This is a genomic window from Natronorubrum tibetense GA33, assembly GCF_000383975.1.
GTDB classification, from domain to species: Archaea; Halobacteriota; Halobacteria; order Halobacteriales; family Natrialbaceae; genus Natronorubrum; species Natronorubrum tibetense.
In genome coordinates, this window is the sequence record NZ_KB913017.1 from 1,721,012 (window position 1) to 1,743,756 (window position 22,745).

The 22,745-nt window shown below is 64.2% G+C and carries 21 protein-coding genes; 7 read left to right on the forward strand and 14 right to left on the reverse strand.

Going from position 1 to position 22,745, the window contains the following annotated elements; translation table 11 throughout:
* Nucleotides 1–17: 17 nt before the first annotated feature.
* Together NATTI_RS0108905 and NATTI_RS0108910 are read right to left on the reverse strand one after the other, a co-directional pair.
* On the reverse strand, nt 18–1,079 hold the full coding sequence (locus NATTI_RS0108905) for a zinc-dependent alcohol dehydrogenase family protein (RefSeq protein ID WP_006092574.1): 1,062 nt from the start codon (nt 1,077–1,079) through the stop codon (nt 18–20).
* A 105-nt stretch (nt 1,080–1,184) separates the two neighbouring features.
* Nucleotides 1,185–2,192 (reverse strand): DUF5784 family protein, encoded by a 1,008-nt coding sequence (locus tag NATTI_RS0108910; protein ID WP_006092573.1) that lies wholly within the window; start codon nt 2,190–2,192, stop codon nt 1,185–1,187.
* 137 nt (nt 2,193–2,329) lie between these two features.
* Between NATTI_RS0108910 and NATTI_RS26495 the strand changes: the two genes are divergently transcribed.
* Nucleotides 2,330–2,503: a DUF5786 family protein gene (locus NATTI_RS26495; RefSeq protein WP_006092572.1), complete on the forward strand. Its 174-nt coding sequence runs from the start codon at nt 2,330–2,332 to the stop codon at nt 2,501–2,503.
* A 139-nt stretch (nt 2,504–2,642) separates the two neighbouring features.
* Here the strand turns inward: NATTI_RS26495 and NATTI_RS0108920 are convergent, their stop codons facing one another.
* Nucleotides 2,643–3,680 (reverse strand): YkgJ family cysteine cluster protein, encoded by a 1,038-nt coding sequence (locus NATTI_RS0108920; RefSeq protein ID WP_006092571.1) that lies wholly within the window; start codon nt 3,678–3,680, stop codon nt 2,643–2,645.
* A gap of 92 nt (nt 3,681–3,772) precedes the next feature.
* Between NATTI_RS0108920 and NATTI_RS0108925 the strand changes: the two genes are divergently transcribed.
* Nucleotides 3,773–4,012 (forward strand): DUF7561 family protein, encoded by a 240-nt coding sequence (locus NATTI_RS0108925; RefSeq protein ID WP_006092570.1) that lies wholly within the window; start codon nt 3,773–3,775, stop codon nt 4,010–4,012.
* A gap of 418 nt (nt 4,013–4,430) precedes the next feature.
* The gene (locus tag NATTI_RS0108930; protein ID WP_006092569.1) at nt 4,431–6,272 is read left to right on the forward strand and encodes a helicase C-terminal domain-containing protein; all 1,842 of its coding nucleotides are present in this window, start codon (nt 4,431–4,433) and stop codon (nt 6,270–6,272) included.
* Nucleotides 6,273–6,364: 92 nt separating this feature from the next.
* Here the strand turns inward: NATTI_RS0108930 and NATTI_RS27310 are convergent, their stop codons facing one another.
* The 5 genes from NATTI_RS27310 to NATTI_RS0108955 form a co-directional block, all read right to left on the reverse strand.
* On the reverse strand, nt 6,365–6,487 hold the full coding sequence (locus NATTI_RS27310) for a hypothetical protein (RefSeq protein ID WP_275040252.1): 123 nt from the start codon (nt 6,485–6,487) through the stop codon (nt 6,365–6,367).
* Between the two features lie 136 nt (nt 6,488–6,623).
* Nucleotides 6,624–7,511, reverse strand: a complete 888-nt coding sequence (locus tag NATTI_RS0108940; RefSeq protein ID WP_006092568.1) for a hypothetical protein — start codon at nt 7,509–7,511, stop codon at nt 6,624–6,626.
* Between the two features lie 86 nt (nt 7,512–7,597).
* Nucleotides 7,598–11,056, reverse strand: coding sequence for a S8 family serine peptidase (locus NATTI_RS0108945; protein WP_020657236.1), 3,459 nt, complete (start codon nt 11,054–11,056; stop codon nt 7,598–7,600).
* A gap of 355 nt (nt 11,057–11,411) precedes the next feature.
* Nucleotides 11,412–12,629 (reverse strand): class I SAM-dependent methyltransferase, encoded by a 1,218-nt coding sequence (locus NATTI_RS0108950; protein WP_019991763.1) that lies wholly within the window; start codon nt 12,627–12,629, stop codon nt 11,412–11,414.
* Nucleotides 12,622–13,761 carry a 60S ribosomal export protein NMD3 gene (locus tag NATTI_RS0108955; protein WP_006092565.1) on the reverse strand — a complete coding sequence of 380 codons (1,140 nt, stop codon included), beginning with the start codon at nt 13,759–13,761 and terminating at the stop codon, nt 12,622–12,624. The genes NATTI_RS0108950 and NATTI_RS0108955 overlap by 8 nt, the downstream gene beginning before the upstream one ends.
* 490 nt (nt 13,762–14,251) lie before the next feature.
* On the opposite strand from NATTI_RS0108955, the gene htpX reads away from it, so the two are divergent.
* From htpX to radA, 4 genes are all read left to right on the forward strand, one after another.
* Nucleotides 14,252–15,136: a zinc metalloprotease HtpX gene (htpX, locus tag NATTI_RS0108960; RefSeq protein WP_006092564.1), complete on the forward strand. Its 885-nt coding sequence runs from the start codon at nt 14,252–14,254 to the stop codon at nt 15,134–15,136.
* A gap of 24 nt (nt 15,137–15,160) precedes the next feature.
* Nucleotides 15,161–15,766, forward strand: a complete 606-nt coding sequence (gene pspAB / locus NATTI_RS0108965) for a PspA-associated protein PspAB (RefSeq protein ID WP_006092563.1) — start codon at nt 15,161–15,163, stop codon at nt 15,764–15,766.
* 289 nt (nt 15,767–16,055) lie between these two features.
* On the forward strand, nt 16,056–17,243 hold the full coding sequence (locus tag NATTI_RS0108970; protein WP_006092562.1) for an outer membrane protein assembly factor BamB family protein: 1,188 nt from the start codon (nt 16,056–16,058) through the stop codon (nt 17,241–17,243).
* 185 nt (nt 17,244–17,428) lie between these two features.
* Nucleotides 17,429–18,460, forward strand: a complete 1,032-nt coding sequence (radA, locus tag NATTI_RS0108980; RefSeq protein WP_006092561.1) for a DNA repair and recombination protein RadA — start codon at nt 17,429–17,431, stop codon at nt 18,458–18,460.
* A gap of 34 nt (nt 18,461–18,494) precedes the next feature.
* Here the strand turns inward: radA and NATTI_RS0108985 are convergent, their stop codons facing one another.
* The 6 genes from NATTI_RS0108985 to NATTI_RS0109010 all read right to left on the reverse strand — a co-directional run bounded on the left by NATTI_RS0108985 (nt 18,495) and on the right by NATTI_RS0109010 (nt 22,742).
* Nucleotides 18,495–18,770 carry a HalOD1 output domain-containing protein gene (locus NATTI_RS0108985; RefSeq protein ID WP_006092560.1) on the reverse strand — a complete coding sequence of 92 codons (276 nt, stop codon included), beginning with the start codon at nt 18,768–18,770 and terminating at the stop codon, nt 18,495–18,497.
* A 245-nt stretch (nt 18,771–19,015) separates the two neighbouring features.
* Nucleotides 19,016–19,435 carry an iron-sulfur cluster assembly scaffold protein gene (locus NATTI_RS0108990; RefSeq protein ID WP_006092559.1) on the reverse strand — a complete coding sequence of 140 codons (420 nt, stop codon included), beginning with the start codon at nt 19,433–19,435 and terminating at the stop codon, nt 19,016–19,018.
* A 203-nt stretch (nt 19,436–19,638) separates the two neighbouring features.
* Nucleotides 19,639–19,884: a hypothetical protein gene (locus NATTI_RS0108995; RefSeq protein ID WP_006092558.1), complete on the reverse strand. Its 246-nt coding sequence runs from the start codon at nt 19,882–19,884 to the stop codon at nt 19,639–19,641.
* 141 nt (nt 19,885–20,025) lie between these two features.
* The gene (locus tag NATTI_RS0109000; protein ID WP_006092557.1) at nt 20,026–20,664 is read right to left on the reverse strand and encodes an HD domain-containing protein; all 639 of its coding nucleotides are present in this window, start codon (nt 20,662–20,664) and stop codon (nt 20,026–20,028) included.
* Between the two features lie 158 nt (nt 20,665–20,822).
* A complete protein-coding gene (gene arsN2, locus NATTI_RS0109005) occupies nt 20,823–21,278 on the reverse strand; it encodes an arsenic resistance N-acetyltransferase ArsN2 (protein WP_006092556.1) in 456 nt (151 codons plus the stop codon).
* Between the two features lie 219 nt (nt 21,279–21,497).
* A complete protein-coding gene (locus tag NATTI_RS0109010; protein ID WP_006092555.1) occupies nt 21,498–22,742 on the reverse strand; it encodes an aminotransferase class V-fold PLP-dependent enzyme in 1,245 nt (414 codons plus the stop codon).
* Nucleotides 22,743–22,745: the final 3 nt, after the last annotated feature.

The following is a 22,745-nucleotide window of genomic DNA, read 5'->3' on the forward strand; positions in this document are numbered from 1 at the left end:
GGACGACCGCCCGCCGCTCAGAACTCGTCGATGACCGGAATACCGACCGTCTCGTAGTCGGTCATCGCGGCGAGTTTGTCGCTGACGTCCTCGAGTCCGATCGTCTCCGAGACGACCTTTTCGGGCTCGAGTTTCCCCGTCGAAACCATCCGGAAGATCTCGTCGTAGCGCGTCGGCGGCATGCCCAGCGAGCCGATAAACTCGATCTCCTGCATCGTCATCGCGTCGGTGGGGAGGTGGATCATCCCCTGTTCGTCCTGCGTCGTCAGGCCGACCTGAATGTGCTGGCCGTGGGCGTCGAGGCTGAGCACGGAGTTCTGGCAGGTCGTCGCGATGCCGAGGGCGTCCATCGAAACCTGCGCGCCGCCGTCCGTGATCGCCTGCACTTCGCCGGGCACGTCTTCGATGTCGGCGGCATTGACGCCCTCGACGGCCCCGAGTTCGCGGGCCTTCTCGAGTTTGTCGTCCGTCAGGTCGACGGCGACGACGTTCGCGCCGAGCGCGTCGGCGATGTGGACTGCCGAGAGGCCGACGCCGCCGCAGCCGTGGATCGAGACCCAGTCCCCGGCGCCGATATCCGCACGGTGTGCCAGCGCGTGGAACGAGGTCATGAACCGGCAGCCGAGCCCGGCCATGTCGACCGACGAAACGCCGTCGGGTAGTTCGACGAGATTGTGGTCCGCGGTGGGGACGTGGAGCTGTTCGGCGAACGCCCCTTGCGCTTGCTCGATGAACCCCAGGGGCATCACGTTCTCACAGATATTGGAGTGGCCGCGCTGACACCGCGGACAGGCGCCGTCGCCGAGATTGAACGGGACCGCGACGTGATCGCCCTCGCTGACGCTGTCGACCTCGTCGCCGACGGCGACGACGCGGCCGGCGGGTTCGTGGCCGAGAATCTGTCCCGGCTGCGTCTCGAGATCGAGCCATCCCCAGTCGCCCTGCCAGCCGTGCCAGTCGCTCCGACAGACGCCACAGGCTTCGACTTCGACGACTGCTCCTTCGGGAGCTGGATCTGGGGCGTCGACGTCTTCGATCGAAAGCGGTTCGCCGTGTTCCTCGAGTACTGCGGCTCGCATATCCTGATTGTTGATACCACACACTATATACGTGTCTCTACACTCACAGATCGATGAGACTCGTACTCGAGAGAATGCTCGGAACGAATCGAACTGCAGTCCGCATCAGTTCAACAGGTCGATCGCGTCCTCGAGTTCGAGCGGGACCGATCCCTTCTGGTAGCCTTCGATGTGCCCGTTCGGACGGGCGCGATAGACGACGGCGGGACGGTGACGGACGTCAGGTTGCTCGCCGCGAACGGCGTTCCAGGCGTCGTCGCGGAAACTCGAGCAGTCGACGAAGAGGACGGCGCCACCGCCGTGTTCGGCGAGTTGGCCGTTGGTCTTGGTCTCGGCGGTGTCGCGAACGGCGGCGACGGGACCCGAGGCAGCCCGGTTCGCCGGCGGCTGCGGTCGGGTTACCTCGACGAGGACGTTGGTCTTCGGGTCTTTCGCCCGGAAATCCAGCGAGTGCCCGGTCGTGACTTCGATCTCAGGGACGACGTCGTAGCCGGCGTCGCTGAGGATCTTCGCGGCGATGAACTCGCCCATCGAGGCGCTCATGCGGACGCGATCCACGTGATCGCTGGTCCCCAACTTGCCGGACATGACGTGTCGGTACTCGTCGAGCACGCCGGTCTTGAAGAAGTCCTCGAAGAAACGCGTCGTCTCGCGTCGTCCGGCGTCGGGGAAGCCGGCGGCGTGTTCGCGGAAGAAGGCCCGCGTCGACTCGCGACCATCCTTCGACATAAAGACGGGCAGAAAGTACCACGAGAGATGCGGGTAGTCAGCGAGCCACGGGTCCTCCTCGTGGAGCGTCGCGAGCAGTTCGCGCTGGGTCCATCGGGCGACGTGATAGGGAACCTCCCGCCAGCCGAACTTGTCGGTCCGCCACAGCGAGGAGGGCGTTTCGGTGTTGCCCATCCAGTAGGCCTCCGTATCGTTTCGCGCGAAGAGGGCGATGTCGCCGTTTTGCATCTCGAAGCGATGCGTCTCCCAGTCGGCGCCGATCTCGAATCGCGGTGGGACTGCACGCGCTCCGATGTTCGATCGAAGCGGCTGCAGAATATCCTGTCGGACTTTCTGTTCGCTCCACGCCGAGGGCGAATACCGAAAGCGAAGCGGCCGTGCCACACCCTCACTTCGGTGTGGGAGTCCATACGTGTTACGTGTCCGTGCAGAATTCGAGCGGGGATCGTCTTCCCCGAAGAGAGGGGGGTGAGGGACCGTTACATTAATGTATGTCAGCCACCAACATGAGTGTACTTACCATGTCAATGGGTGCCTATGACGAAGATGAGCACGAGCGCCGCGAGCAGCAAGCCTCGAAGGTCGACACCGATTTCGACGACGAGCGGACGATCTATCACGGCAAAGTCGAGTACGATTCCGGCGAGTCGGCCGAGGAACTGCTCGATCAGTTCGAACGGATGAAGTCGGACTGACGCTGCGGCGCTCGTTCTCCCCGTTCTCATCGGTCACGAGCGACGGCCATCCCACAGCTATCGCGCAAGCCGGCCGCAGGGAGCCGAGAGTCCGGCCCCGCCGTGTCACTCGAGGGCAGCCCAGCGCGGGTCCATCGTGTCACTCGAGTGCGTCCCAGCCCGGCGTCTCCGGTGCTCCGCGAGTTGTTTCGACGTCGGCGGCAACTGCCGGTGAGGGAACCGTTCCGTCCGCGTCTCGACGTCGCCGTTCCCACTCTCGGATCGCCGGACCGACCCACGATTCGGCGCGGCTCTCGTCGACTTCGTCGGCCGAACTGCGCTTGTCGTCGGAGCCGTCGGCCGAACTGCGCTTGTCGCCGGATTCTTCTGCGGGATTGCCGTCAGCACTTGCTGTCTCGAGCGCTCGCGCTTTTCCCCACTCGTAGTGATAATCGGAGGTCACGAGCGTGCCGGGGCTCGAGGCCGCGGCGACGGCGAGACACTCCGCGCGGTCCTCGCTCGTCAGTTCTCCGGTGGCCGTTCGATCGATGACGCCCTCGAGCGTCTCGGGTCGGGGGTGGGCGAAGAGCTTCGCGCCGAGGGCCTGCGTGCCGAGCAGCAGTCCGTCGAGGGCCGCGGGTGCGTCATCCTCGATCAGGCGCTGGCCCTCGAACGCGGCTTCGACGCGCTCGCATTCGGTCTCCTGCTCGAGCGCGAGGTTGTGCGCCGGATAGGAACCACACTCGTCGGGGAACTGCTCGTCGCCGTGGATGCGACACTGCAGCGTTTCCGGGTCGAGGAAGACACAGGCCGGGAGCCACGCGGGCTCCTCGCGGTCGAAGGGATCGACCGGCTTCGGCGGTTTTCGAAGGCCGACGAAAAAGACCGGGCGACCGGCGACGGCGGCGACGCTGTAACCGTCGATCTCGACGCTCTCGCCCGCGTCTCGAGCGCGCCAGAATCGCGGCGTCAGCGCGGGGGCCATTCCCGCCTCGAGAAACCCGCGGACCTCGTCCCGAGTCAACGCGACGAAGTTCGTGTCGTCGTCGAGGGGGGCTCGACTCCCCACGGCGTCGGCGTCGCCGTCGGTATCGAGTCGTGCGCGTCGGTGTCGACGGGCTGTCCCGTCCGTCTCGGCGTCGTGAAACGGCCGCCAGTTCAGACAGCAGCCGGCACAGCCCTCGCAGTTCACCTCCATGTTCGACGGTACCACGACGTGACGTATATACTGTTCACCGGCACGAGACCGGTGGGGGAACGACTTTCACCGTTCGGCACCCAGCTGTGGGTATGGCACGGGACTCCTGTGACGGCTGCGGCCGCACGGTCACGGTCGCCGGCGGCATCGCCAACCTCTGGACGTTCGGCGACGGTGGCGAGGGGACGGCGATGACACTCGAGCTCGCGGACGGAACGGCACACCTGCTCTGTTACCCCTGTATCGAGGTGATCCCCGACGAGCCGACCGCCGAAGACGTCGACCGACTCGAGCAGGTCGACGAGGAGACCTCGCGGCTTCGCGCCGCGTAGTTGTGACTGCAGGTCGGGAGATCGGCCAAAAAATCGTGTGGAGTCGCGGCCGGCCGGCGCTGGTACGTGTGATATGAGCGCGACGCAGAGCCCCGCGAGCGGAGCCGTTCGCCAGCCGACCGCACCTGTCGCGTGAGCCACGACCACTGCGCCATCGGCTGGCGCACGCGGAAGGTGGGAGTCGAACGCCACGAGCGAAGCGCCGTTGGGGCCGAGTGACCGCGACGCGCCTCGCGAACCGATCTTCCGTACCCCATTCGAGGTGCGACATCGTATTCGTAATCGTCCAGCTATCGGCCGGTAGGCACTCCTTTCTCGGTCCGTCTCGAGCCTTCCTTTCGTCTTCGCCCAGACGCCCGTCGTCGATTCGCGAAACGGTTCGGTGCCTTTAGGACGCGGCCGGTCCGTGAGTCGAACGGTGAATCCCGAGCGGATCTTCGAGGAGTTCCCCGCGCCGAGCTACCGCGGGACTCAGGAGCAAGCCCTCCGAGACATTCGCGACGCGTTTGAGGCCGGCAACGACGTCGTGTTGGTGCGTGCGCCGACGGGCAGCGGCAAGTCCCTGCTCGCGCGAGCCGTCGCCGGCTGTGCCCGAAAGATCGACGACGCCGACCCCAGCGACGCGACGGGGGCCTACTACACGACGCCGCAGGTCTCGCAGTTAGACGACGTCGCGGCCGACGATCTGTTGTCGGACCTGAACGTCATCCGCGGGAAATCGAACTACAGCTGTATTCTCCCGGACGAACGCAACACGCCGGTCAATCAGGCCCCCTGTGTCCGCGAGCGGGGCTACGACTGCTCCGTCAAACATCGTTGCCCGTACTTTTCCGACCGAGCGATCGCTTCGAACCGGGATATCGCGGCGATGACGCTCGCCTATTTCATGCAAACCGCCGGCAGCGAAGTGTTCCGTACGCGTGACGTCGTGGTCATCGACGAGGCCCACGGGCTCGCCCAGTGGGCCGAGATGTACGCGACTATCCAACTGGGACCGCGGACCGTCCCGTTCTGGGACGATCTCCGCGTCCCCGAGATCGACTCCCTCGACCGTGCGGTGCGCTATGCGGAGAACCTTGCACAGATCTGCGGCCGCCGGAAAGACGATCTGCTGGCCCAGGACTCGCTGTCGCTCTCGGAGGTGCGCGAACGCGACCGCCTCCAGGAACTCATCGGCGAACTCGACTGGTTCGTCTCGGACTACCGCGACCCGGAGAGTCCGACGACGTGGCTGGTCGATCAGTCCGAGCCCTCGAGCGCCCGCGTCGAGAGCCGCGCCGACGGCGACGAACCCGCGGGCGGCCCCCTCACGATCAAGCCGATGAGTCCCGAGAAGTACCTCAAACACACGGTCTGGGACCGCGGCAACAAGTTCGCGCTGCTGTCGGCGACGATTTTGAACAAGGACGCCTTTTGCCGGCAGGTCGGGCTGAATCCGGAGAACGTCGCACTGGTCGACGTCGAGCACACGTTCCCGGTCGAAAACCGGCCGCTGTACGACGTTACCCAGGGGAAGATGACCTACGAGCACCGATCGGAGACGACGCCGAAGATCGCCCGCACGATCGTTCGGCTCATGCAACACCATCCCGACGAGAAGGGGCTGGTTCACGCCCACTCCTACGACATTCAGGAGCGACTCGCGGACATGCTCTCCGACTTCGGCGTCGGCGATCGCGTCCGGACCCACGACCGCGACGGTCGCGACGCCGCCCTCGACGCCTGGAAGGCCAGCGACGATCCCGACGTCTTCCTCTCGGTGAAGATGGAGGAAGCGCTCGACCTCAAAGGCGACCTCTGTCGGTGGCAGGTCCTCTGTAAGGCACCCTTCCTCAACACGGGCGACTCCCGGGTCGCCCACCGACTCGAGGAGGGCCAGTGGGCTTGGTACTACCGCACCGCCTTGCGAACCATTATCCAGGGCTGTGGTCGCGTCGTCCGCGCGCCCGACGACTACGGCGCGACGTATCTGGCGGACTCGAGCCTGCTCGACCTCTTCGAGCGCGCACGCACGGACATGCCCGACTGGTTCGAAGAACAGGTCGATCGGCTGTCGGAACCCGATCTACCCGAGTTCCAGCCGCAGGCGGCGCTCGCCGACAGCGATGGTGCTGGCGGGGGTAACACAACGTCGAAAACGAGCGAGAACGGCACGTCGACGGCGGACGAACGCTCGCGGAACCGCTCGCGTTCCAGACGGTCGGGACGGTCGTCGTCCGGCTCGAGTCCGCTGGCCGATGTCTGGGATACGGACGGGTGAAAATAGGCGTTCATCGCTCGAGAACTGAACGCCGTTTCGAGTCACACTCTCGCATCGAGCGCCCTCTCGAGTGCGAGGCGAACGCGATGCACTCAGAATGCGGCGAGTGCGCCCCACGCGATCATGGAGGTGATCATGAGGAACGCGAAGCCGAGCGCGATGAACTGGTTCTTGTCCATACGTAGTTCAATTCTCCCCGTCGTTATGAATGTCACGCCCCGCGTCGGCCGAGGAGCGGTCTGAACCCGACGAGAGGGGGGGTAGGCGATTCATACGGTTTGCTGTACCGATGTACCAGTGGGACCGCAGGACGGTCGCGGTCCCTCTGGAAATGACTCACAGTAGACAGTATCAGCGACGGGTCTGACGGACGGTTACACCGACTCCCAGCACGGCGAGTACCGCGACAATCGTGAGAGCGATACCGAATCCTGCCAGTCCGTCACTATCGTCCGTGTCGTTTCCGTCGTCTGCGTTCTCTCCATCGTCGTCGCCGTTGTCGTCACTGCTGTCCGTGTCGTCATCGGTGCCGTCGATGTCGTCGTCCGTGCCGTCAGTGTCATCCGCGCCACCTCCATCGTCGGTGTCCGTCTCACCGTCTCCATCGGTATCGTCGATACCGTTTTCATCCCCGTCTGCTGTGTCATTCCCCTCAGTTTCGGTCGTATTCGTGTGATCGTCGGCTCCGCCGCCGACACCGCTGCTTCCGCCGCTACCCGGGGCCGTCCCACCCGCCGATGACTCGTCGGTTTCGCCGACGACTTCGCCGGCACTGTCCGTTACCAACGAATCGCCGTCGACGAACTCGAGTCCCGAGAGCCCGTCGTCACCGACGGTCATCGTCACCGTCGCGAGCGTCGGTTCGTCGACGCTCTCTGCGCCGACGTTCGACTGGGTCAGGAACACGTGCCCGGTGTCGGCGTCGTGGCTGTGATAACTGACACCACCTAACTCTTCGAACTCGACGCTCTCGACGCTCGCGTCGGTCGGTGTGTAGCTCAGGTTCGCCTGAAAGCCAGCGGTGTCCGCCGCGGTCGACGACACCGTGACGGTAACGATGTCGTCGCTCGAGTCGGTCACCTCGAGCGCCAGCGTCCCGTCCGCACCGGTCGTCGTCAGTTCGCCGTGTGAGTCGCTTTCGGCGGTCGTTGCGTGTGCGCCAGCCGCCATCGCCGTCGTCGCGAGGACGACCACCATGGCGAGGACGAGGAGTCGCTTCGTCGATCTCGTAGTTGTCATTATGTTGATTTGGTGTGTAAATCGGTTCTGTTCAATACTATCCAACACAAAAATCGCCTCACGGCGAGGGGAGAGTGTTTCGCTGGCTATGCCTCGAGTGCGTCTGCGCCGTGGGTAGCGACGATTTCTTCGAGGATGAGCGTGACGTCACCGGCATCGACCTGCCCGTTTCCGTTCATGTCGGCGATCGACTCGTGGAACGTGTCGGTCGGTTCGTCACCGGCGAGATACTGCTGGGTGAGCGTCACGTCGTAGGCGTTGACTGCCCCGTCGGCGTTGACGTCGCCGGGCCAGGCCGTCGAAATCGTGCCGTCGATCGGCAGGATGTCGAGCTCACCGTGTTCGTCGTTAAGGTAGGTGTTCGCCTCGTCGAACGCCAGCGTGGACTGGCCGTCGCTTTCGTTGACGAATTCGAACTCGACCTCGGCGAGCGTCGGGGTCGATTCGTCGCTGGCTTGTGCCTGCGCGATCGAGAACGTCCCGTTGTCGTTGTCGATGTTCGTCACGGGGTCTGCGAAGTCGCCGCCCTCGATTTCGGTGACCTGGACGATGTCCGGATCGAAGTGAACCTGCGTCTCGTATCCAGCGACGGCATCGGCGGACGTGTTGATATCGACGGTCGTCGTGTCGCCGACGGTCCCGATGTGATCTCCATCACCGAACGTCAGCAGGCCGTCCGGCTGTTCGATAATCGTTACGTTGCTGGAGGCGGCGTCATCGTCGCTTGCAACCGTAACGGGAGCCGTTCCGGCGTCACTGACGTTGGTCTCCCACGTCAGCGTGATCGGCATCGTTTCACTCTCCTCGAGTTCGACCGTCGTACTGTCGACCTCGTTGCCTTCGAAGTCGGAGAGCGTCACGGTTTGCGTCTCGTTCTCGGCGCCGACGTTGCTCACGGTGGCGTCGACAATCAGTTCGTCGCCTTCGATCACCGGCTCGTTGGTCTCCGCGATGTCAACCTGGAAACCGGTTCCGAGATCAGTCTGGAGGTATTCGACGGCGTTCGCCAGAATCGTATCGGCGTCGTCGGTGTAGTCGTCGTCACCGACGAACGTGGTGTACCCCAGGTTCGATGCCAGCACCGTGGCACTCTGTTCGTCGACGGCGAACCCGTCGCCGACCGTCGTGTCAGTTTCGGGTATGGCGGTCTCCGCCAGCACGTCGAACTCGGTGTCGTCGAACCAGGTGTGGTCACCGAACGCCGCAGTGTGGAGGTCGACGCTGTCGCCCTCCTCGCCGACACCGTCGAAGATGTCGTGCGTCGCCGTCAGTTCGTAGCCGACCGGCGGCGTGACGAAGTCGTCCTGGAACGTGGTGCCTGGCTCACCCGCGACCTCGGAGTGGACCGGAATCGCGTTACTCTCCTCGCCCCACTGGTCGAGGTAGACGACACCGGTAGCCGCGTCGTCGGTCGCGTCGATGAACGCCTCTGCGTTCGCCTCGTCTATCTGCTGGACGACGATGGCGTCGTAGCCGTTCGTCGCCTCTTCGGCGTCGACGACGGTCGGAGCGTACATCGGCGGTAGCGACTCCTCGAGGGTCGCTGCGATGTCGGCACCGTGCGCGTCGTTGTCGTCGACGACGGCGACGGGAACGTACTCCTCGAACACCATCGTCGGACCGGTGGTGATGACTGCCTCGTCGTCGAGTCCCGTGACGGTGTGCTCGAGCGAGAACTCGCCGTCGGTGTCCGCGGTCGTTTCGACGGTGATCGTCAGTTCGTCGGTGACGGGACCGTCGAGATCGACCGACTCGCCGAACTCGACTTCCTCGCCCTCGACGAACAGGGTCGCGTCGTCGGTTTCGTACTCGCCAGCGATATCGACGGTTACCGTCTCGCCGTTCGCGACATCGAGGGTTACGTCGACCGCATCACCGCCTTCGATGCCGTCGGGTTGTCCGTCGATCAGTTCGGCGTCGAGTCCGTCGGCGAGTTCGAAGTTCTGAACGGTGACTTCTTCCGCTTCGACCGACACGTCGGTACTCGAACTCTCGTAGCCGAACGCGTCGGCGGTCACGGTGTACTCGCCTTCGGCGGCGATCAGGCTGTACTGGCCGTCCGCATCGGTCGTGGTGCTCCCGCCGTCGTCGAGATCGACGGTTGCGCCCTCGATCGGAACGCCGTCGTCGTCGGTGACGGTGCCGTTGACGCCGCTATCGAGGGCGACCAGGTCGGTCGCGGCAGCGACGTCGATGATCCCGTGTCCGTACTCGGTGTTCGGCTCCTCGTCGGGAGCGTGATCCGGCTGCCAGGCGGTTTCTTCCATCGCATCGTACAGCAGTTCGCGGTCGGCGTCACCGCCGGAGGCGGCGCCCATCAGTGCGAAGGCACCGGCTTTGTGTGGCGCAGACATCGACGTTCCGGAGTAGGTGCCGTCGTAGCCACCGCCGGGGACCGCGCTCAGCACGTCGACACCGGGTGCCGCTGCGTCCGGCACGACGTACTCGTCGGGCCAGTAGTCCGGTGCGTCCGGATACGCGCTATCCGTCTCGATGAGTTCGCCGCTGGAGAACGATGCGACCTGTGCGTCTTCGTCGACGGCACCGCTCGCGAAGTTAGGATAGACGTTCCCGGGTGCTCCGCTGACTCCCTGACCGCTGTTTCCGATCGACGAAACCAGCACGACGCCGGCATCTCGAGCGTTTTCGGAGGGCTCGACCATCTCGTTGTCGTAGCCGTCCACGCCGAGACTCATCGTGACGATGTCGGCGTCGGTGTCGTCGACGGCCCACTCCATCCCGGCGATGATTTGAGCGAACGTTCCGCCGCCGGCGTCGTCGAGAACCTTTCCGTGGTGGAGTTCGGCGCCGGGAGCGACACCGTAGGCGGGAACGTCACCGTCGGGATCGTCCGGTCCGACGACGGTTCCGCTCACGTGCGTCCCGTGTCCGTTTCCGTCGTTGGGGTCGCTGTCGATCGGCTCGCCGCTCCCGTCGAACTCGATCCAGTTCCCGTCGTCGATCTCGAGGTCGGGATGGTCGGTGTCGACGCCCGTATCGAGGACTGCCACACCCGCGCCCTCACCCTGGGTCCCGTGTTGGTCCCAGACCTCGGTCGCGTTGATCATGTCGAGCCCGTACGTGACGCTTTCGTTCGTCGGCTCTACCGCCGGCTCATCCGCCGACTCGGCGTCCGTACTGGCGTCGGTATCGCCGTTCTCACCCGTCGTTTCCACGTCGAAGTTCGCGTGGATCGACTCGCCACCGGTGTACCGCAGCACTTCCTCGGGTGACACCTGCGTGGTATCGACCTCGAGGAGGACCGCGTTCGCGATCCAGAACCGGTTGACGTGTTCGACACCGTCCGTCTCTGCGGCCCACCGGACTGTGTCGGTCTGCGTCGCTTGTGCGTGTTGTTGTAACTCGCCGATGGCGTCCGCCGTACTTGCCGAGGCGGCGACGTCGGCGCTCTCGAACCGAACCACCATCTCCGTGGTTCCGTCTGCCTCGTGCAGCGCCTCATCGATTCGGTCTCCTGTGAGTTCGACATCGTCGAGTTTGTCGTCGGCTGCCGATTCCCCGTCGAGCGTCCCGGCTCCTGCCATTGCCGGGAGTGACGTGACCATTAATAGCGCAAATACTACCACTATGCTCCGTCGGAGCGTCGATTTCGATCGTTGTCTGCTCATATGTTAGCTAGTGACTCTATCATTGAATATGATAAGTCACAGTCTTAATCTGAGCCTAACATTAATAAGTAAAAGCTACTGCTATCTGATGGAGAATAACGTCACAAGATTAATTACAATATTATAACTACAATGAACTTAGTAGGGTAGCAAGTCCAAGTACGGCCGAGCCCGGCGTCGAGTATGGCCAGTCGATCGTCGACGATCGCTCTCGAGGCAGATCATCCCTCGTCAAAACGCCGTTTAGAACTAGCTTTGATGTCGACTACCGCTATTCGATCCGGACGTCGAGCACGACGTGTTCGACCCCCGCACTGTGGCTCTTCACGCGCCGCCGGTTGCGTACGTCGAACGTTCGTCCGGCGTCGGTGACCGCCGCCTCGAGTCGCTCCATTGGACGGTCCCACAGTCGCGCGGTCGGCGTCGCCTCGTGATAGTGGACGACGCCGCCGGGGACGAGGGCCTCGAGAGCCGTCGGAAGGAACTCGTGGGCCTCGTCGGTTCGTGTCCCGTGGTCGTCGGCGTCGTCGTCCGCGACAGCCGCGTCCGCGTCGGCGCTTCCGTAGTATCCCATCACGACTCGGTCGGCGTCGATCTCGGTCGCGAGGTCCCGGCAGTCGGTCATGTAGGCGTCGACTCGATCACCGACATCGTTCAGCACGGCGTTCTCGAGCAGGTAGCGAAACGCGGTCGGGTTGATCTCGGTCGCCGTCACCCGCGCCCCGGCGCGGGCCATTGGGAGGGTGAAGTAGCCGATGCCGGCGAACATGTCGAAGACGCACTCGTTGGCCTCGACGATGTCTCCCATTCGGGCGCGTTCAGCTTGATTTCCGGGCGAGAACATCACCGTTGCGGGGTCGAGCCCGTAGCTGGTCCCGTGCTCGGTGTGGATCGTCTCGGTGTCGCGTGCGCCCGCCAGCAGGCGCGTTCGCGGCTCGCGGTGGGTGCCCGCCTCGCCGTTGTTCGCAATCCCCTCGTCGGCCAGCACGCTGTCGGCCTCGCCGTGAAGTTCGAGCAGCGCCTCGCCGAGGGCTTGCTCGTCGGGACAGCCCTCAGGAACGGTCACGAGGATCACCGAGCCGATCACGGCCCACGAGCCCGGCACCGTCTCGAGGTCCGCGTCGCTCCAGCCACGGTCCGCGAGCAGGTCCTCGAGGTTCTGATTGCGGGGTTCGGGCTCGAGCTGGCGAACCACCTCGAGTACGCTGGTTTCTGCCGGCGGCTCGGTGACAGGGAGTGCGACCGTGTCGGGCCCGTCCCCGCGCTCACGGGTCGTTTCACTCCCCATTTTATTCGAGGGGGCCGCTCCGCTTCGCCCTCGCTCTTCGCGCACGCGCCTCGAGTCGTCGTAGACGCCTTCGGCTCGAAGCGACTCGATGGCGGTTTCGGCGCGCGGTTTTTCGACGATGGCGGCGAGGGGCGCGTCGGCTTGCGCCCGCTCGAGGACGTCTTCCGGCGTCGGCTCCGCCGGCGCTTCCTCGTCACTCATCGTCGTCGGGGAGGATGTGCAGTCCGGCGCGACTCTTTAGTACGGGGACGGTCTCCGCGTCCGCATCGAAGTAATTCGGTCGGGCGACCGTTTTCGCCTGATAGGTCTCGGGGTCGAGCACCTGCACGGCGTTCTCGTCCTCGATGGTGACCACCGTGGTTTCGACGGCGTTCTCGAGGTCGCCGAGCCTTCGTGCGTCGGGGGAGTTCCCCTCCTCATAGCTCGCTTCGTAGCGCTCGCCGGTGGTCGCGCGGATGCCCTTGAGGTTGCCGCGGGCGCTGCGGACGATCACCGGCCCCTCATCGTCCTCGTCGAGATCGATGACTTCGCCGGGTCTGTACGGCGGCAGTCGGACGGCGAACGTGACTCGGTAGACCTCGTTGCCGTCGGAGTCTTCCGTGACGAGCGTCTCGGCGTCGTTGACGGTGCCGCCGAACTCCTCGACCATCTTGTTCGAGATCTTCTTCCCGATCTTGTTGGTCGAGACCTTGATGTTCAGGCCGTCGTCGGTCTCGCTCGTCTCCGTGACGAAGGCGTTGCGGTCTCCCGTCTCTTCCATGTCGGCGACGATCTGGTTTGCGATCGCCTTCGCTCGCTCGATCTCTTCGTTCGTCGGCGTACGGTCCTCGGCGCGGATCTGGACGATGCTGGCGTAGTAGTCGCCGGCGATGCGCCCGCAGCGAGTACAGGTCTGGCGGGCGATTCTGACCGGCACCGTCACCTGCTCTTCGACCGGGGTTCCGCGCACCACGCCCGTGAAGTAACAGTGCATCCGGATCGTGTTCGGATCGATCTGCTCGGGTTCGACTTGCCAGGCGACGTCGTCGACGTCGACGTGAACGGCGAGGGCCTCGCTGACTTCTTCGATGGCGACGTCGGTATAATCCTGTGCACCCACGTCGACCCACCGGTTTCCGCGGTAGACGGCCCCGCAGGTGGCACAGACCCGGACGTCGATCCGATCCGGCACGTCCACGAAGTCGAAATCGTCGAAGTAACAGGCGTCACAGAGCTCTACCTCCGCACCCGGCCGAAGCGGATCCGCGGCGTCGGTCTCGCCGTCCGCGTCGCTCGCCGACCGCTCGGGCACCGGATCCCCACAGCGGGGACAGAACGCGCGCGACTCACTCATTGCCGCGATTTGGGGAGTCAGGGAGTTAAACGACGCGCTCTCGTCGCGTCCGTCGATCGGTTCTCCGCCAGCCGGTCGACTGGTTCTCCGCCAGCCGGTCCGCTACCGTTCGTTTCAGCTTTTCTCACGTTCTGCAAACTCCAGACGAAACGAGGGGGTTTGCGGGCGACTACGCGTTTCGGATCGGCTTCGAGAACGCCACTCGAGGCCGTTCGTCCGAATCACCTCGGTCACGATGGAGACGACCCCTCGAGTCGAGAGCCAGGACCGACGCTCAGGCAGGCTGTCAGACACCCGTCAGACGCCGGTCTGTTCCGCCGTGTCAGACGTCGTCACGTCCCAGGGTTTCCATGCGAAACGAGGGGGTTCGCGTAACGATCACAAAATCCGTCATTTCGGAGAGATGTCCGGTCGCTCGAGGATGGTAACCGTTCCATCGATCGAGGGAATCGTCACGGCACTTATTGTATCGGCCCCCTTCAGTGTCTGTATGAACTGGCAGGCGGACTGGGGGTTACGGTTTCGGATGTTCCTGACGATGTTTCTGCTCTTCGCGCTGTACATCGTCTTCGCGGGCGTGATCACCGCCTACATGGGCGGAGGACTCCTCGTCTTCGCGATGCTATTCGGCGGGATGTCGCTGGTCCAGTACTACTACAGCGACACGCTCACCCTCCGCAGCATGGGCGCGAAGACGGTTTCGGCCGAGGAGTACCCCCAACTCCACGGCTCCGTCGAACGCCTCTCCCAGCAGGCCGACCTCCCGAAACCGAAGGTCGCGGTGATGGACTCGAACGTGCCCAACGCCTTCGCGACGGGACGCAACCAGAAGAACGCCGCCGTCGCGGTGACGACGGGACTCATGCGAACGCTCGATCAAGACGAACTCGACGGCGTCATCGCGCACGAACTCGCCCACGTCAAGAACAGGGACATGATGGTGATGACGTTCGCCTCGCTGCTCGCGACGATCGCGTTCATGATCGTCCGCTGGGGGGCCTTCTTCGGCGGCGGCCAGAGCCGCGGCGGCAAGGGCGGCGGCGGGATCATGGTCGCCATCCTCGTCTCCCTGATCGTCTGGATCATCAGCTACCTGCTCATTCGCGCGCTCTCGCGGTACCGCGAGTACTCCGCCGACCGCGGCGCGGCCGCGATCACGGGCAACCCCTCCGCGCTCGCTTCCGCGCTCATGAAAATCTCCGGCGAGATGGACAACGTCCCCAAAAACGACATGCGCGAGGAGGCCGAGATGAACGCGTTCTTCATCATCCCCATCAAGTCCGGCATCGTCGGCCGACTGTTCAGCACGCACCCGCCGACGGAGAACCGCATCGAACAGCTCCGAAGCCTCGAGCAAGAGATGCAATCCTTCTAAGGGTACGCCCCCCTCACACGAGATATGGGACTTCTGGACGGACTCCGTGCCGTACTCGGGCTGCGCGCCGAGACGGACGCCCGACGCGACGCCGACCCCGACGACCTCTTCGGGATGAGCACCGCCTACCTCACGATGGAGGCCGACCTCGGCTACGACTCCCTCGACGTCGGCGCGCTCTGTTTCTCCGGTGTCGACTCGAGTAGCTTTCGCGACGCCGTCGACGAAGTCGAGGCGATCTTAGAGGCCGGCCGCGAGGATACCGGTACCGAATTCGCGGTCACCAGCGACGACCACGGCTACCACTGGGTCGTCCTTGAGGACTCGAACCCCGAGGATCTGATCACGAGCATGCACTTCGCCGCGGACACGTTCATCGAACACGGCTACGGCTCGCGGCTGCTGGCAGCGGTGTTCGCGTACAAAAACCTCGGTGGGACGGCCTACTGGATCTACTCCTTCCGCCGTGGTGCGTTCTACCCCTTCGCTCCCCGTTCCGGACGGGAGCGCGACTCGAGCGCGGAGTTCAAACTCGAGGCGGCCTTAGACGGCGAACTCGAGATCGAACGCGAAAAGGAGTACTGGTACCCGCTGTGGCCGAGTTCGAGCGGCATGCATCCCTGGGAGTAAGTCGAGCAACACCGTTCGTACTGCCCTATCGATCCGTTTGCAATCCGATACCAAACGATGTTGGCATCACCGATATTAGTCTCGCACTCATCCATCGAAGTACGGCAGGAACCTACCACCACATCATCACCAACTGCGCCATACACCAGTTGTTGCCCCTTTTCCTGCCGCCCTTTCACGACCGCCCAGCCGCGGCTCGATTGATCCGATGTGGGGCGATCGAACGGCAGATTCCTCTCGTCGATCGGTGTCGCATCCATTATGTCGGCCCGCTCGGTAGGCCCAGCCAGTGAGCCACTGGAATCAGTTCAAGGGAGACCCGCGACACGCCGGGGTTCGACGCGACCTCGAGGGGCCGGAGCGCGTGACTGAGGCCTGGACGGCGGATCTCGCCGGTTCGGTCGGATCGCCGGTACTCGACCGCGACACCGTCTTCGTCGGGACGAGCGAGGGGAACTGTTACGCCCTCGAGCGCGAGCACGGCCGCGAACGCTGGCGATTCGAGACGACCGCCGCGACCGACGTGGCGCCGGTCGTCACTCACGAGTTGCTGTATTTCGGTGCCGGCGACGTCGTCTACGCACTCGATCCCGCGACCGGTGAGCAGGTCTGGGTGTCGGAGCTGCCAGACGCGACCGAGTCCTCGCTGGCGCTTGCCGGCGGTGTTCTGTTTGTCGGACACGCCGCATGCGTCTCGGCGCTCGAGGCCGACACTGGAGAACTCGTCTGGACTCACGAGACCGACGCGGCGGTTGTCGGCGCGCCGGCGGTCGACAGCGCACGGGACCGGACCAGCAAGCAGGGCTGGGGACAGGGGCCGGACGAGGAGGAGCTGGATCTGTTGTCGCTCGAGGACGCGCAAATGGCCGACGACGCACAACCTCACGACCAGGACCGCGTCTACGTCGGGACCGACGACGAGACGGTGCTCGCGCTCGAGGCCGAGACGGGCGAGGAGCTCTGGGATGCCCCGACCGATGGCGTGATCGTCGACGGACCGACGGTAGTCGACGAGCGCGTCTACGTCGCCGACGAGAGCGGCACGCTCGTCGCGTTGCACGCCGACAGCGGCCAGTCGTGGTTTACCTACCAGATTCAGGAGTCGTTCACCTCGACGCCGACAGTTCTCCCCGAGCTCGATACGACGTTCGTCGGCGCGTCGGACGGCTACCTTCACGTCACCGACACGACGTTCGGCCGGCGCAAACTCCGCGGCTGGCTGTTCGCGAAGAAGGGGGTCGCACTCGACGGCGAGGTCTCCTCGAGTCCCGTCGTCGCCGGCGATATCTGCTGTGTCGGCGACTCCACCGGCTCGCTGTACGGGGTCGATCTCTCCGACGACTGTGACCTCTGCTGGCACTTCGGTCTCGAGGGACCGATCAGGGCGACGCCCGCACTCGCCGAGAACCGGCTGTTCGTCGGCGGTGGCGACCAACTGTACTGCCTCGAGTGGGATCCCGACGAACGGAGACTGTGATCGTCACTGGACGCTCGATCGTTCGGATCACTCGCCCGTCTCCTCGCGTGTCTCGGTCTCGTTCGGTTCGCCTTTTCGGATAAATTTGGTGTCGTGATGACTTTTCACCCCGACGCCACCCGGCACTTTCACTTTCACTTCCCTGTTAACGAGGGTTTATGAGGGGTCCGGCACAAGCACGGAGTATGCCAACAGCAGATCTCGAGACACTCCCTGGCGTCGGACCGGCAACCGCGGAAAAGCTCAGCGAAGCTGGATTCGAGTCCTTCCAGAGTCTCGCCGTCGCGTCTCCCTCCGAACTCTCGAACACGGCCGACGTCGGCGAGTCCACGGCCGCGGACATCGTTCGCGCCGCGCGTGACGCAGCCGACATCGGCGGTTTCGAGACCGGGACCACTGTTCTGGAACGACGGAACGAAATCGGCAAACTGAGCTGGCACATCGACGAGGTCGACGACCTGCTCGGCGGCGGCATCGAAACCCAGTCGATCACCGAAGTCTACGGCGAGTTCGGCTCCGGGAAATCGCAGGTCACCCACCAGATGGCCGTCAACGTCCAGCTTCCCAAGGAGGTCGGCGGGCTCCACGGGAGCGCGATCTTCGTAGACTCCGAGGACACGTTCCGACCCGAGCGGATCGACGACATGGTCCGCGGACTGTCGGACGAAGCCATCAACGCGGCGCTCGAGGACCGAGAGATCGAAGGCTCGGCCGACGACAAGGATGCCGTCGACGAACTTATCGACGACGTCCTCGACAAGATCCATGTCGCGAAGGCGTTCAACTCCAACCACCAGATGCTGCTGGCCGAGAAGGCCAAGGAGTTGGCCAGCGAGCACGAGGACTCGGAGTACCCCGTCCGCCTGCTGGCGGTCGACTCCCTGACGGCCCACTTCCGCGCGGAGTACGTCGGTCGTGGCCAGCTCGCGGACCGACAGCAGAAGCTCAACAAGCACCTGCACGACCTCGACAAGGTCGGAAACCTCTACAACGCCGCCGTGATCGTCACGAACCAGGTCGCCTCGAACCCCGACTCGTTCTTCGGTGACCCGACCCAGCCGATCGGTGGTAACATCCTCGGTCACAAGTCCACGTTCCGGATCTATCTCCGCAAGTCCAAGGGTGACAAGCGGATCGTTCGACTCGTCGACGCGCCGAACCTCGCCGACGGCGAAGGTGTCATGCGCGTCCAGGGCGACGGGCTGAAGCCGGAGTAAGCGACGTCGCTTCGGCGTCGACGGCTGTAGTTCGCTATGCGACTGGTTCTATCGAAACCGTCACCGTCGTTTCGGTGGTGACGTCGACCGTAATCTCGTATCCTACGTAGGCGAAACTCACGCGCCCCGCTCGCGGCTGTCCACCTCGTGTAGGTTCGAACAACGCATCTAACGCTTCCGGATCGATCACGTTCCACAGCGGCGGCAGCGTCAGCGGATCACAGTCCTCGGCCTCGCTCACGGCGTCGACGATCGTTTCGGTAACGGAGGGGGATGCGGGTCGATCTTCGGACAGTGAGTGGACAATCATCGAAATTCGTACGCCGCCGACTAGTAAATAGCTATCTGTAGTCGGCACTTTGCTGGAGATATCGAAATAGTGACTGCCCATGGATGCTTCTGGGAGAGATCAGTTGTCGATCACTGGCTGCCGTCGTTGGGTCGGCAGTCGGCACGAACGTTGCGAAGTTCCGGCACGACGAAAACACGACACTACTGGGTACGAACGGCGCAATTAGACTGTTCGGCCGAACCTCGGCTCCTGGGATCGCGGACTCAGTCCTCAGTCGTCGTCTTCTCGACATCGAGTTCGCCCTGATAGATCTCCGCGCCGTCCTGTGCGACCTTCTCGGCGAGGACGGCACACTTGATCCGCATCGGCGAGATGTCGACGCCGAGCATATCGACCACGTCGTCGCGGTCCATCTCGAGTAGCTCATCGACCGTCGTGCCCGGGAGTTTCGTCGAGAGCATGCTTGCGGAGGCCTGACTGATCGCACAGCCGTCGCCGGAGAACGCGACGCGTTTGATCGTCTCCTCGTCGTCCTCGAGGACGACGTCCATGCGAATCTCGTCGCCACACATCGGGTTCTCGCCGATGTGTGTAAACGTCGGATCCTCGATCTCCCCGTAGTTGCGGGGGTTCTTGTAGTGGTCGAGGATCTGCTGTCTGTACATATCGGAGCCCAGTCCCATTGTTGTGTCCGATTAGACGCGAGAGTTGTAAAAGGGTTCCGGGGACGCGGACGATATCATTCGGCAGTTCCGTCGCGAGACCGTCTGTGTGTACGCGACCGGCGTGAAAACGGTTGCTGGTCGATGCGCCTATCGTCGCAACTGAAACGATTTACACACCCGATCGCAGGATGCGCTCGGTGTGTATTGACGTTCAGTGGCTACTACGAGCCCTGATCGACCGGCGGGTTCCAGTAGCAGGCGTCGACGACGACGGCCACGCCGACGACTGCGGCGACGAGCATCGCCTGGACGAGCGAAACGCTCGAGATGCTCGCCGCGACCAGTGCAACCGCGAACGCAACCGGAACGACCAGCAGCAAGATATCGTACCGGTCGGCCGCGGCGAGAACGCCGATCAGGGTCTCGAATGGATCCCGTTCGGGACGGCCGATCGTATTCTCGTACATCGTTCTCACCTCGGCACCGGCCAATACGACTGCCGGCCAAAAAAATTTGTCGCGGGTTTGTTATTTATAAGGAGACACCAATAGCGGTCTCGAGCCAGATACTTCTCGATCGCCCGGGGTACACCGCGGATCGCTCCCTGCTCACCGCTCGCCGGCGAGTTCCGCGTCGAACTGCGCGACGTACTCGCGAACGAACGCCGCGCGCTCGTCGGCGATCTGGCTACCGACGGTGGTGTACATGCGCTCGGGGAGGTCGAGAATTTTCTTGTGGAGGTGATTGTACTGAGCCCTGCCATCGGCCGTCTCGTCGTCGGCGACCGGCACCGCGGGATCGTAAATCGGCGAGCCGACCTCGCCGCCGTAGGCGAAGACGCGAGCGATGCCGAGTGCCCCAAGGGCGTCGAGGTTGTCCGCATCGCTTACGATCCGTGCCTCGAGCGTTTCGGGTTCGATCGCGTTCGAGTACCGATGCGCGCGAACGCAGTGCTGGACGCGCTCGATCGTCGCCGCGTCGGCCCCGACATCTTCGAGGATCCGGCCGGCTTCCGCGGCCCCCCACGTCGCGTGATCGTCGATCTCGCCGCGATCCTCTCGCTCCCGCCCGATATCGTGGAGGAGGACGGCGAGGCTCACGATTCGGTTGTCGATCGACGCCGGCTCCGGGTGGCGGTCGATCAGCGTCTCCGCGAGCGTCTCGACCCGCTGGACGTGGTGCCAGTCGTGGGCAGGCGGGGCGTCCTCGAAGTACGGGCGGGCGCGGCTTCGGACGGTCTCGAGCATGCCGTCCGTGTTTCGACGAGGCGGGGATAAACGTACAGATCTCGAGCGGTCGCTCGACTGTACTCGAGCGTTGGACTCGTCGAGACTATCTGGCGCGTCGTCGACTGGTCGAACAGTTCGACTCACCGAACGGGACCTCACGTCGTCAACCGGTCCCGTCAGCACTGCTCCGAGAGGTATTTTCGCATACACGTCGCCGACGCGGGGCAGAGATCGTCGAACTGAGTCGTCTCGCGTATTGCGTCCGGCGCGTCGGCTCGCTCGAGTTCCGCGTAGCCGCGCTCCGCGAAGAAGTCGGTGGCGGTCGTCGTGAGCAGATACAGCGTCTCGACGCCGTCGGCTCGAGTCCGCCGTTCCAGCGCGTCACAGAGCGCCGTTCCGAACCCGTTCCCGCGTGCCGACCGTTCCACGACGACCGATCGGAGGAGTCCGTCGGTCCCGCAGGACTCGAGTCCCCCGACACCGACCCGTTCGTCTCCGGCGTAGCCGACGTAGAACCGGGCGGGCGAGGTCCGAACGTCAGCCGACGGCAACTCGTTCGCGTCCAGCAGGGATTCGACGTAGGCGAGTTCACGTTTGTCGGCCCGCCGGAGCGTGAGTGTCGCACCGCTCATAGCAGTCACAACGACGTACCAAAACTAATACCTTCGGCGGAGCCACCGTTCGGTTACTCGCGAACCCGTCGTTCAGGCCCTCTTCTCGCGATCGGCGCTCGCCTACGCGAACAGCTGACGCGCCTGGCGAGAACGAAGTTCTCGCTGGCCTTCGCTCGTTCACTTCGTTCACTCACGAAGACGTCGTCTAACGCGGTTCTCCTCGCGGACAGCGTTCGCTTACGCGAACAGCTGACGCGCGTCGTCGAGGGCGGCGACCAGCTTGTCGACTTCCTCCCGCGTATTGTAGACGTAGAACGACGCTCGAGCCGACGCCGCCACACCAAGTTTGTCGTGCAGCGGCTGCGTACAGTGGTCGCCGGCCCGGACCGCGACCGTGTGGTCGTTCATGATCGAAGCGAGGTCGTGGGCGTGGACGCCCTCGATGTTGAAGCTGACCAGCCCGCCGCGGTCGGGGCCGCCTTCGGGGCCGTAGATCTCGACGTCGCCTTCCGCCTCGAGTTGGTCGTAGGCGTAGGCGGCGAGTTCCTCCTCGTGGGCCCGGATACGGTCCATGCCGATGTTCTCGAGCCAGTCGACCGCCGCGTGGAGGCCGACGGCTTCGGCGATCGGCGGCGTGCCGGGTTCGAACTTCCAGGGGAGGTCGCCCCAGGTGGAGTCCTCGAAGGTGACCTTGCGGATCATGCCGCCACCGTAGAGGTAGGGCTGTAGCTCCTCGAGCAACTCCTGCTTGCCGTAGAGGACGCCGATACCGGTGGGACCGGCCATCTTGTGTCCCGAGAAGGCGTAGAAGTCGGCGTCGATCTCCTCGACATCGACGGGGCGGTTGGGGACGGCCTGGGCGCCGTCGATGAAGGACAGCGCGCCGTGCTCGTGGGCGAGGTCGGTGAGTTCGGAGACGGGGTTGACCGTGCCCAGCGTGTTCGAGACGTGGACGGCGGAGACGATGGCCGCGTCGTCGTCGATCAGTTCCCGGGCGTGATCCATGTCGAGCCGACCGGTGTCGTCGACCCGGATGTACTCGACATCGGCCCCGGTCCGATGGGCGATTTGCTGCCAGGTGACCAGCGAGGCGTGGTGTTCCATCTCCGTCAGAACGACCCGGTCGCCGGGCTCGAGTTCGTTCAGCCCCCACGAGTAGGCCACGAGATTCTCGCTCTCGGTCGTGTTCTTGGTGAAGATGACCTCCTCGCGGCCATCGGCGTTGATGAACTCCGCGACGCGGTCGTGGGCCTCCTCGTAGAGGATCGAGGCCTCCTGGCTGAGATGGTGAATCCCCCGGTGGACGTTGGAATTGGACTCCCGGTAGTAGTCGCTCATCGCGTCGACGACCGCGTCGGGGGTCTGGGTCGTCGCTGCGTTGTCGAGGTAGACGACCTGCTGGCCGTCGAACTCCCGCTCGAGGATGGGAAACTCCTCGCGGATGGCCTCGACGTCGAGCGCCTCGAGATTCTGCTGACTCATTGA

Bases quoted from the DNA above. Each gene is read 5' to 3' on its own strand.
- NATTI_RS0108905 (WP_006092574.1), bottom strand. From the start codon at position 1,079: ATGCGAGCCGCAGTACTCGAGGAACACGGCGAACCGCTTTCGATCGAA.
- NATTI_RS26495 (WP_006092572.1), top strand. From the start codon at position 2,330: ATGTCAATGGGTGCCTATGACGAAGATGAGCACGAGCGCCGCGAGCAG.
- NATTI_RS0108920 (WP_006092571.1), bottom strand. From the start codon at position 3,680: ATGGAGGTGAACTGCGAGGGCTGTGCCGGCTGCTGTCTGAACTGGCGG.
- NATTI_RS0108925 (WP_006092570.1), top strand. From the start codon at position 3,773: ATGGCACGGGACTCCTGTGACGGCTGCGGCCGCACGGTCACGGTCGCC.
- NATTI_RS0108940 (WP_006092568.1), bottom strand. From the start codon at position 7,511: ATGACAACTACGAGATCGACGAAGCGACTCCTCGTCCTCGCCATGGTG.
- NATTI_RS0108945 (WP_020657236.1), bottom strand. From the start codon at position 11,056: ATGGCAGGAGCCGGGACGCTCGACGGGGAATCGGCAGCCGACGACAAA.
- NATTI_RS0108950 (WP_019991763.1), bottom strand. From the start codon at position 12,629: ATGAGTGACGAGGAAGCGCCGGCGGAGCCGACGCCGGAAGACGTCCTC.
- NATTI_RS0108955 (WP_006092565.1), bottom strand. From the start codon at position 13,761: ATGAGTGAGTCGCGCGCGTTCTGTCCCCGCTGTGGGGATCCGGTGCCC.
- htpX (WP_006092564.1), top strand. From the start codon at position 14,252: ATGAACTGGCAGGCGGACTGGGGGTTACGGTTTCGGATGTTCCTGACG.
- pspAB (WP_006092563.1), top strand. From the start codon at position 15,161: ATGGGACTTCTGGACGGACTCCGTGCCGTACTCGGGCTGCGCGCCGAG.
- radA (WP_006092561.1), top strand. From the start codon at position 17,429: ATGCCAACAGCAGATCTCGAGACACTCCCTGGCGTCGGACCGGCAACC.
- NATTI_RS0108985 (WP_006092560.1), bottom strand. From the start codon at position 18,770: ATGATTGTCCACTCACTGTCCGAAGATCGACCCGCATCCCCCTCCGTT.
- NATTI_RS0108990 (WP_006092559.1), bottom strand. From the start codon at position 19,435: ATGGGACTGGGCTCCGATATGTACAGACAGCAGATCCTCGACCACTAC.
- NATTI_RS0108995 (WP_006092558.1), bottom strand. From the start codon at position 19,884: ATGTACGAGAATACGATCGGCCGTCCCGAACGGGATCCATTCGAGACC.
- NATTI_RS0109000 (WP_006092557.1), bottom strand. From the start codon at position 20,664: ATGCTCGAGACCGTCCGAAGCCGCGCCCGCCCGTACTTCGAGGACGCC.
- arsN2 (WP_006092556.1), bottom strand. From the start codon at position 21,278: ATGAGCGGTGCGACACTCACGCTCCGGCGGGCCGACAAACGTGAACTC.
- NATTI_RS0109010 (WP_006092555.1), bottom strand. From the start codon at position 22,742: ATGAGTCAGCAGAATCTCGAGGCGCTCGACGTCGAGGCCATCCGCGAG.